This is a genomic window from Actinophytocola sp. (genome assembly GCF_050699935.1).
In the GTDB taxonomy this organism is placed as follows: Bacteria; Actinomycetota; Actinomycetes; order Mycobacteriales; family Pseudonocardiaceae; genus Actinophytocola.
The window spans coordinates 1-7,310 of sequence record NZ_JBOHGB010000227.1 but is presented as its reverse complement, the minus strand read 5'-3'; the positions used below and the strand labels follow the sequence as shown (position 1 = coordinate 7,310).

5 protein-coding genes and 2 pseudogenes are annotated in these 7,310 nt (G+C 74.0%); 6 read left to right on the top strand and 1 reads right to left on the bottom strand.

Annotation, left to right across the window (positions count from 1 at the left end; all coding sequences use genetic code 11):
* The 3 genes and pseudogenes from ACRDTB_RS36370 to ACRDTB_RS36360 all read left to right on the top strand — a co-directional run.
* Positions 1 to 768 (top strand): annotated as a pseudogene (locus ACRDTB_RS36370) (ABC transporter permease); the annotation flags it as partial.
* Between the two features lie 150 nt (positions 769 to 918).
* Positions 919 to 2,301, top strand: a complete 1,383-nt coding sequence (locus ACRDTB_RS36365; protein WP_431436794.1) for a S8 family peptidase — start codon at positions 919 to 921, stop codon at positions 2,299 to 2,301.
* Positions 2,302 to 2,513: 212 nt separating this feature from the next.
* Positions 2,514 to 3,887: an MFS transporter gene (locus ACRDTB_RS36360; protein WP_431436793.1), complete on the top strand. Its 1,374-nt coding sequence runs from the start codon at positions 2,514 to 2,516 to the stop codon at positions 3,885 to 3,887.
* On the opposite strand, the pseudogene ACRDTB_RS36355 reads toward ACRDTB_RS36360, so the two are convergent.
* Positions 3,862 to 4,272 (bottom strand): annotated as a pseudogene (locus ACRDTB_RS36355) (DUF4241 domain-containing protein); the annotation flags it as partial. The gene ACRDTB_RS36360 and the pseudogene ACRDTB_RS36355 overlap by 26 nt on opposite strands.
* 710 nt (positions 4,273 to 4,982) lie before the next feature.
* Here ACRDTB_RS36355 and ACRDTB_RS36350 point away from each other — a divergent pair.
* The 3 genes from ACRDTB_RS36350 to ACRDTB_RS36340 form a co-directional block, all read left to right on the top strand.
* Positions 4,983 to 5,765, top strand: a complete 783-nt coding sequence (locus ACRDTB_RS36350) for a PIG-L family deacetylase (protein ID WP_431436792.1) — start codon at positions 4,983 to 4,985, stop codon at positions 5,763 to 5,765.
* Positions 5,765 to 7,078, top strand: a complete 1,314-nt coding sequence (pcaB, locus tag ACRDTB_RS36345; RefSeq protein ID WP_431436790.1) for a 3-carboxy-cis,cis-muconate cycloisomerase — start codon at positions 5,765 to 5,767, stop codon at positions 7,076 to 7,078. Before ACRDTB_RS36350 ends, pcaB begins: the two co-directional genes overlap by 1 nt.
* The coding region (locus ACRDTB_RS36340; protein WP_431436789.1) for an alpha/beta fold hydrolase at positions 7,075 to 7,310 on the top strand (236 nt) is incomplete at its 3' end. The genes pcaB and ACRDTB_RS36340, both read left to right, overlap by 4 nt.

The window sequence follows — 7,310 nt, the reverse complement described above, 5'->3', positions numbered from 1 at the left end:
GCGGTCGCGTCCGCGCGGCTGCGCTCGCCGCTCGCGCTCGCGGTCCGCCTGCACCGCGGCGCGCTGACCGGCTGGCTGGTCGGTGTCGCGCTGGGCGGCCTGGTGCTGGGCAGCATCGCCTCGCAGATCGGCGACCTCATCGACACGCCGGAGGCACGCGAGATGATCATGCGGCTGGGCGGCGAGCGGGGGCTCACCGACGCGTTCCTGTCCGCGGAGATGTCGATCCTCGGCCTGATCGTGTCCGCGTACGGCATCTCGGCGGTGCTGCGGCTGCGGTCGGAGGAGACCGTCGGTCGGCTCGAGCCGATCCTGGCCACCCGGATCAGCCGGCTGCGCTGGGCGATGTCGCACGTGACGGTCGCGCTGGCGGGCACGGCGGCGCTGCTGGCGACGGTCGGCCTGTGCGCGGGCCTCGCCCACGGCGCGGCGAGCGGCGACCTGGGCGAGGTCGGCCGGGTGCTCGTGGCGGCGCTGGCGCAGCTGCCGGCGGTGTGGGTGCTGACCGGCATCACGGTGGCGGTGTTCGGCCTGGCGCCGGGGCTGATCATGGTCGGCTGGAGCGCGCTGATGGTGTTCCTGGTGCTCGGTCAGCTCGGCTCGGTGCTGAACCTGCCGGAGTGGCTGACGGACCTGTCGCCGTTCACCCACTCGCCCAAGCTGCCCGGCGGCGAGCTGTCCGCGACCCCGCTGATCATGCTCACCGCGATCGCGGCGGTCCTGCTGGTGATCGGCCTGTCGGCGTTCCGGCGCCGCGACGTCGGCTGAGGTTCCCGCCACGCGACGACGCCTCCCCGGCGGGCCGCCATCTGGCAACTGGGGAAGTCGTCCTGTGCCGGTGCAAACGTCACTCGTTCGGGTTTGTCCCCTCTTCTCAAGGGTGTGCGCACACAGCTGAGCACGAGAGGACATCCCTGTATGAAGAAGCGCTACATCGCGTCACTCGCCACGTTGGGACTGGTGGCGGCCGGTGCCGCCATACCCGTTCTGACCGCATCCGCGCAGGAGGACACCGCCGGCGCCGAAGCCAGCGCCGGCGCGACCCACGACCAGTTCATCGTCACCTTCGACAGCACGGCCACGTCACACCGGCTTTCCGTGCAAGGAGCCAGCCAGCTGCGTGAGTTAGCCACCGGCGGCGTGGTCGTGCGGGCCCCGCAGCGGCTCGACCAGGCCGGCGCGCAGCGGTTCATGCGGACCCTGGCCCAGCAGCCGGGCGTCGCCGCCGTCGAGCCGGACCTGGTACTCACCAAGCAGTCCACGCCGAACGACCCGCGCTTCGGCGAGCAGTGGGACCTGTTCGAGCCGACCGGTGGCATGAACGCCCCGGACGCGTGGGACACCGCGGACGGCGCGGGCGTGACGGTCGCCGTGATCGACACCGGGATCACGCCGCACAGCGACCTCGACGCCAACGTGCTGCCGGGATACGACTTCATCAGCGACGCCACCAACGCGCGCGACGGCGACGGGCGCGACGCCGACGCCAACGACGAGGGCGACTGGATCGAGGCCGGGCAGTGCGGCAGCCCGGAGCCGGCCGACTCGAGCTGGCACGGCTCGCACGTGGCCGGCACCATCGCCGCGGCGACCGACAACGCCGACGGGATCGCCGGTGTGGCCCGCGGCGCCAAGATCCTTCCCGTGCGCGTGCTCGGCACGTGCGGTGGCTCCACGTCCGACATCGCGGACGCGATCACCTGGGCCTCCGGCGGCAAGGTGCGCACGATCCCGGACAACCCCAACCCGGCGCAGGTGATCAACCTGAGCCTCGGCGGGGCCAGCCCGAACTGCGGCGGCACGTTCCAGAAGGCGATCAGGGGCGCGGTGTCCCGCGGCACCACGGTCGTCGTCGCGGCCGGCAACTCCAACGCCGACGTCTCCGGCTTCACCCCGGCCAACTGCAGGAATGTGGTCTCGGTCGCCGCGAACGACCGCGCCGGCAACCGCACGTTCTACTCCAACTTCGGCGAGAAGATCGACGTCACCGCGCCGGGCGGCGAGGTGCGCCGGGAGACCGACCCGCCGGGTTCGCGGACCACGCCGGAGGACGGCATCCTCTCCACGCTGAACAGCGGCGCCACGACGCAGGACGGCGAGACCTACGACACCTACATGGGCACCAGCATGGCCGCGCCGCACGTGGCCGGTCTGGTGGCGCTCATGCTGGGTGAGCGCGCGCTCGCCCCGGACGAGGTCGAGGCCGCCCTCAAGGAGAACGCCCGGGCCCTGCCGGGCGAGTGCACGGGCGGCTGCGGCGCCGGGATCGTCGACGCCGCCGCGACGGTCGCCACCCCGTAACGGACGAACGCACCCGAACGGCACCCGGCCGGGCCACCCCGGCCGGGTGCCGTTCCCGCGTTCCCGACCGGACTCCCACCGGCCCGCGAGCGGCGCGTGCGACCGTCGGTCCCCGCCACGGAATGCACGGGCCGGTCCCGTGGTTGTGGCTCAGCGGGCCGGTAGGACACCGGTCGGACACCGGTATGACGACGTGGGGACGGTGATCGCGGGTGGCCGACGTGGAGGGGTCCACCCGGTTACCCCACGAGGTGTGGGTCCTCGTCGCCGCCAACTTCGTGATCGCGGCGGGCTTCGGGCTCGTCGCGCCCGCGCTGCCGACCTTCGCACGCAGCTTCAACGTCAGCGTGACCGCCGCGTCCATCGTGATCAGCGCCTTCGCCGTCGCCCGGCTCGTGTTCGCCCCGGCCAGCGGGCGGCTGGTCACCGCGCTCGGCGAGCGCCGCGTCTACCTCACCGGCATCTCGATCGTCGCGGTCACCACCGGCGCGTGCGCCTTCGCCGCCGACTACTGGCAGCTGCTGATCTTCCGCTCGGTGGGCGGCATCGGCTCCACCATGTTCACCGTCTCCGCGGTCGCGCTCCTAATCCGGGTCACGCCGCCGCCGATGCGGGGCCGCGCGTCGGGCCTGTGGGGCACCGGCTTCCTCCTCGGCAACGTCACCGGCCCGCTGCTGGGCGGCGGCCTGCTGACGATCTCCCTGCGCGCGCCGTTCCTGGTGTACGCCGGCATGCTGTTCATCGCGGTCGCCATCGTGTGGTGGTTCCTGCGCCACTCGACGCTCGCCGCCCCGGTCACCGACGACGACGCACCCACGTTCTCGCTGCGCACGGCGCTGCGGCACCGCGCCTACACCGCCGCCCTGGCCTCCAGCTTCGCCAACGGCTGGGCCGTGTTCGGCGTGCGCGTGTCGCTCGTGCCGCTGTTCGTCGAGGAGGTCCTGCACCGCGACGGCGCGTTCGCCGGCACCGCGCTCGCCGTGTTCGCCGCCGGCAACGTCGTGATGCTGCTGGCGTCCGGCAAGCTCGCGGACACCATCGGCCGCAAGCCCATGATCGTACTCGGCCTGCTGGTCGCCGGCGGCGGCACGATCTGGGTCGGCTTCACCGAGTCGGTCCCGCTGTTCCTCGCCGCGACCGTCGTGTCCGGCCTCGGCTCCGGCATGCTCACCCCGCCGCAGCAGGCCGTCGTGGCCGACGTCGTGGGCCAGAAGGCCCGCGGCGGCCCGGTGCTCGCCGCGTTCCAGATGTCGGCCGACATCGGCGCGGTCATCGGCCCGGTCGCCGCCGGCCTGCTCGCCGACGGGGTGTCCTACACCGCCGCGTTCGCGGTGACCGGCGTGCTGGCACTGGTCGCGGCGATCGTCTGGCTGCCCGCGCCGGAGACGCTGCCGAGCCGCGCCACCGAGACGGCCCACCCGACCCCCGACGAGGCGCTGGCGAGCGAGGTCAGTCCAGGGGTCAGTCCAGCGGCGTCGCCGCGGCCAGCACCAGGAAGTCCACCACGAAGCAGGTGGGCTGGTCCTCGGCGTCCCGCCCGACCCACACCGGGTAGGAGCCATCGCCCCAGCCGGACTCGACCGTGATCAGGTTGGCTCCCGAGGGCTCGGTCAGCTCGTGCGCCCGGCCGGACATCTCCTCGTAGGCGTCCTCGATCGTGTCCTCGAACGCCGCCGCCACCGCCGCGTCGACCAGCGCCACCCGCCCGGCGTCCACGCCGACGCCGAAGAACTCGCCGTCGCCGAGCAGCAACGGGTGCTCGCCCTCGCGCCACGCGTTGTTCCACGACGCCGTCGGCCGGTCGGACACCCACAGCGCGCACGCGGCGACCCGGGTGTGGTCGGGCGCGTCCGCGAACCGGACCACCGACAGCTGCAGCGGGTACTCGCCGGGCGCCACCGTGTCCACGAACGGCGCCACCTCGTGCAGCCACGGGTCCGGGTCGCCGACGAGCAGCCGGCCGCTCGGCATCCGCAGCCGCCCGCCCGCGGACAGCTCCACCGTCACGACGGCGCCGTCGTCGAGCTCGAAGCGGGCGTCCTTCTCGAACGTCTCGTCGAGCTGTCGCGGCCGAAGCGGCATCGGCGGCCGCCAGGGCGGCTCGGCGGGTGCCTCCGCGTCCTCGGGCGCCGGGTCGGGCCGGGTGACCGCGTCGTGCAGCCCGGTCACCATGCCCCACCGGCCGAAGTCCGGCACCGGGTGGATGGTCGGCACCTCCAGGCCCGACCCGGTCCAGTCGCCGGTGGAGACGCTGCGCGTGCCGTCCGGCTCGTAGGTCGCCCGCCAGTACGGCGTGCGCCACTCCGGCTCGCCGGCGCGGAACTCGGCGCTGTCCGGCTCGTAGGCCCACTGCTGGGCGGCGAGCAGCACCAGCCGCTCGTCCGGCCAGCGGCGGAAGGTGAGCCTGCGGTCGCGGCGGCCCCGCTCGTCGAAGAACCACACGGTGGCGTGGTGGGCCGCCCAGCTGATCTCGACCAGCACCAGCGGGCGCTCGTCGGTGAGCACAACGGCGTACTGCTCACCGGCCTCGTCCCGCTCACGCGCCGTCGCCTCGGGCAGCGGGCCCACGATCGAGCCGGTCGCGGGGTCCCAGCCCTCGCAGTAGACGATCTCTACGGTCACGGACGCATCCTGGCAGGCGCCGGCGGCCCGCGGCCCCCGGTTCGCGTAGGTTCGCGGACATGGCGACGATGGTGACGTTCCACGCCCACCCGGACGACGAGTGCATCGTCTGCGGTGGGGTGATGCGCAAGGCGCACGATCAGGGCCATCGCGTGGTGCTGGTGGTGGCGACGCGCGGTGAGCTGGGCGAGGTGCCGGACGGCTTCCTCGGCGACGACGAGGAGCTGTGGCAGCGCCGGGTGAAGGAGACCCACGAGGCGGCCGCCATCCTGGGCGCGGGGCGCGTGGAGTTCCTGGGCTACACCGACTCGGGGATGATGGGCGAGCCGACCAACGCCGCGCCGGGCTCGTTCTGGACCGCGGACGTCGAGCAGGCGGCCGGGCGGCTCGCGGCGATCCTCCGCGAGGAGAACGCCGACGTGCTGACGGTGTACGACGACCACGGCAACTACGGGCATCCCGACCACATCCAGGTGCACCGGGTCGGCATGCGGGCGGCCGAGCTGGCCGGCACGCCGCGGGTCTACGAGGCGACGATGAACCGGGACCAGATCATGCGCGGCCGCGCGGAGTACGCCGACCCGGACCCCCAGCCGGACGTCGACGCGCCGGAGGTCGGTGAGGACTTCGGCACTCCGGAGGCGTTGCTCACGACGGCCGTGGACGTGTCGGCGTACGTGACGTACAAGCGGCAGGCGATGCGCGCGCACGCGAGCCAGATCGCCGACGAGTCCTTCTTCCTCGCCATGCCGGACGAGATGTTCGCGCGGGCGTTCGGCACGGAGTGGTTCGTCCGGGTCGGCGCCCCGCCCGGCATCGCCGAGTCCGACCTGTTCGACTGATGCTCTTCGACGAGGTCCTCTCGGCCGGCCCGGTGCGCGAGCTGGTGGCGGACCCGGCGTGGCTGCAGGCGATGCTCGACGCCGAGGCCGCACTCGCCCGGGCGCAGGCCGACGTGGGCCTCGTGCCCGCGCGGGCCGCCGAGGAGATCGCGGCGGCGTGCGTGGCGTCGCGCTACGACCTCGCCGAGCTGGCCAGGGCCGCCGCCGGCTCGGGAAACCCCGCCGCACCGCTGGCCCGCGCGCTCACCGCGGAGGTCGGCGGCGATGCCGCCCGGTTCGTCCACATGGGAGCGACGAGCCAGGACATCGTGGACACCGCCTCGATGCTGGTCGCGCGCGGCGCGGTCGAGTCGGTGCTGGCGGACGTGCACGCGTGCCGCGACACGCTGGCCACGGTGGCCGTCACGCACCGGCAGACCGTCCAGGTGGGACGGACGTTGCTGCAGCAGGCCCTGCCGACGACGTTCGGGTTCGTCGCCGCCGGGTGGCTCGTCGCGCTATCGGCCGCCGGCTCCGCCCTGGGCTCGGTGCCGCTGCCGGCGCAGCTGGGTGGCGCGGTGGGCACGCTGGCCTCGCTGGGCACCGACGGCCCGGCCGTGGCGTCGGCGTTCGCCCGCCGGCTCGGCCTGTCCGATGTGGATCTCCCGTGGCACACGGATCGTGGCGCGGTCGCGGAGCTGGCCGGGGCGCTCGGCCGGGTGTGCGGGAGCGTGGCGAAGATCGCCGGGGACGTGGTGCTGCTGGCGCAGACCGAGGTCGGCGAGGTGAGCGAGGCCGCCGGAGCCGGAGTCGGCGGATCGTCGACCATGCCGCACAAGCGCAACCCGGTGGCGGCCGTTTCCGCGCGCGCGGCGGCGGCGCAGGCACCCGGCCTGGTGTCGACGCTGCTGGCGGCCATGGCGCAGGAGCTCCAGCGGGCGGCCGGCGCGTGGCATGCCGAGTGGCGACCGCTGCGCGAGCTGCTGCGTTGTACGGGATCGGCCGTGTGGTGGCTGCGGGAGAGCCTGTCCCGGCTGCGGCCGGACCCGGAGCGCATGCGGTCCAATATGGACCTCACCGGCGGCGCGCTGCTGGCCGAGCGGGTGACCACGGCGCTGGCGCCCACGGTCGGCCGGCTGGCCGCGCACGACGCGGTCGCCGAGTGCGTGCGGGCCGGCGGCGACCTGGCCTCGGCGCTCGCCGCGCACCCGACACTCGGCCTGGACCGGGCGAAGGCGGTGGAGCTGCTGGACCCGGCGGGCTATCTCGGCGCTGCGGACGAGTTCGTGTCCCGCGCGCTGGCGGCGTACGAACGGAGAAGAGAACACCTATGACCGTGGAGCTGCATCACGAGGCGGCGGGTCCCGAGGACGGCCCAGTGGTCGTGCTGGGCGGCGCGCTCGGGACCGACCTGCGGATGTGGGAGCCGGAGGTGGAGCCGTTGACGGCGGCGGGCTTCCGGGTGGTGCGATACGACCAGCGCGGGCACGGCCGCTCGCCCGCACCGGACGGGCCGTACACGCTCGACGAGCTGGGCGAGGACCTGGTGGCGCTGCTGGACTCGCT

What these genes read in the sequence shown, in the direction of transcription:
- ACRDTB_RS36365 (WP_431436794.1), top strand. Translation starts at nt 919, where the DNA reads ATGAAGAAGCGCTACATCGCGTCACTCGCCACGTTGGGACTGGTGGCG.
- ACRDTB_RS36350 (WP_431436792.1), top strand. Translation starts at nt 4,983, where the DNA reads ATGGCGACGATGGTGACGTTCCACGCCCACCCGGACGACGAGTGCATC.
- pcaB (WP_431436790.1), top strand. Translation starts at nt 5,765, where the DNA reads ATGCTCTTCGACGAGGTCCTCTCGGCCGGCCCGGTGCGCGAGCTGGTG.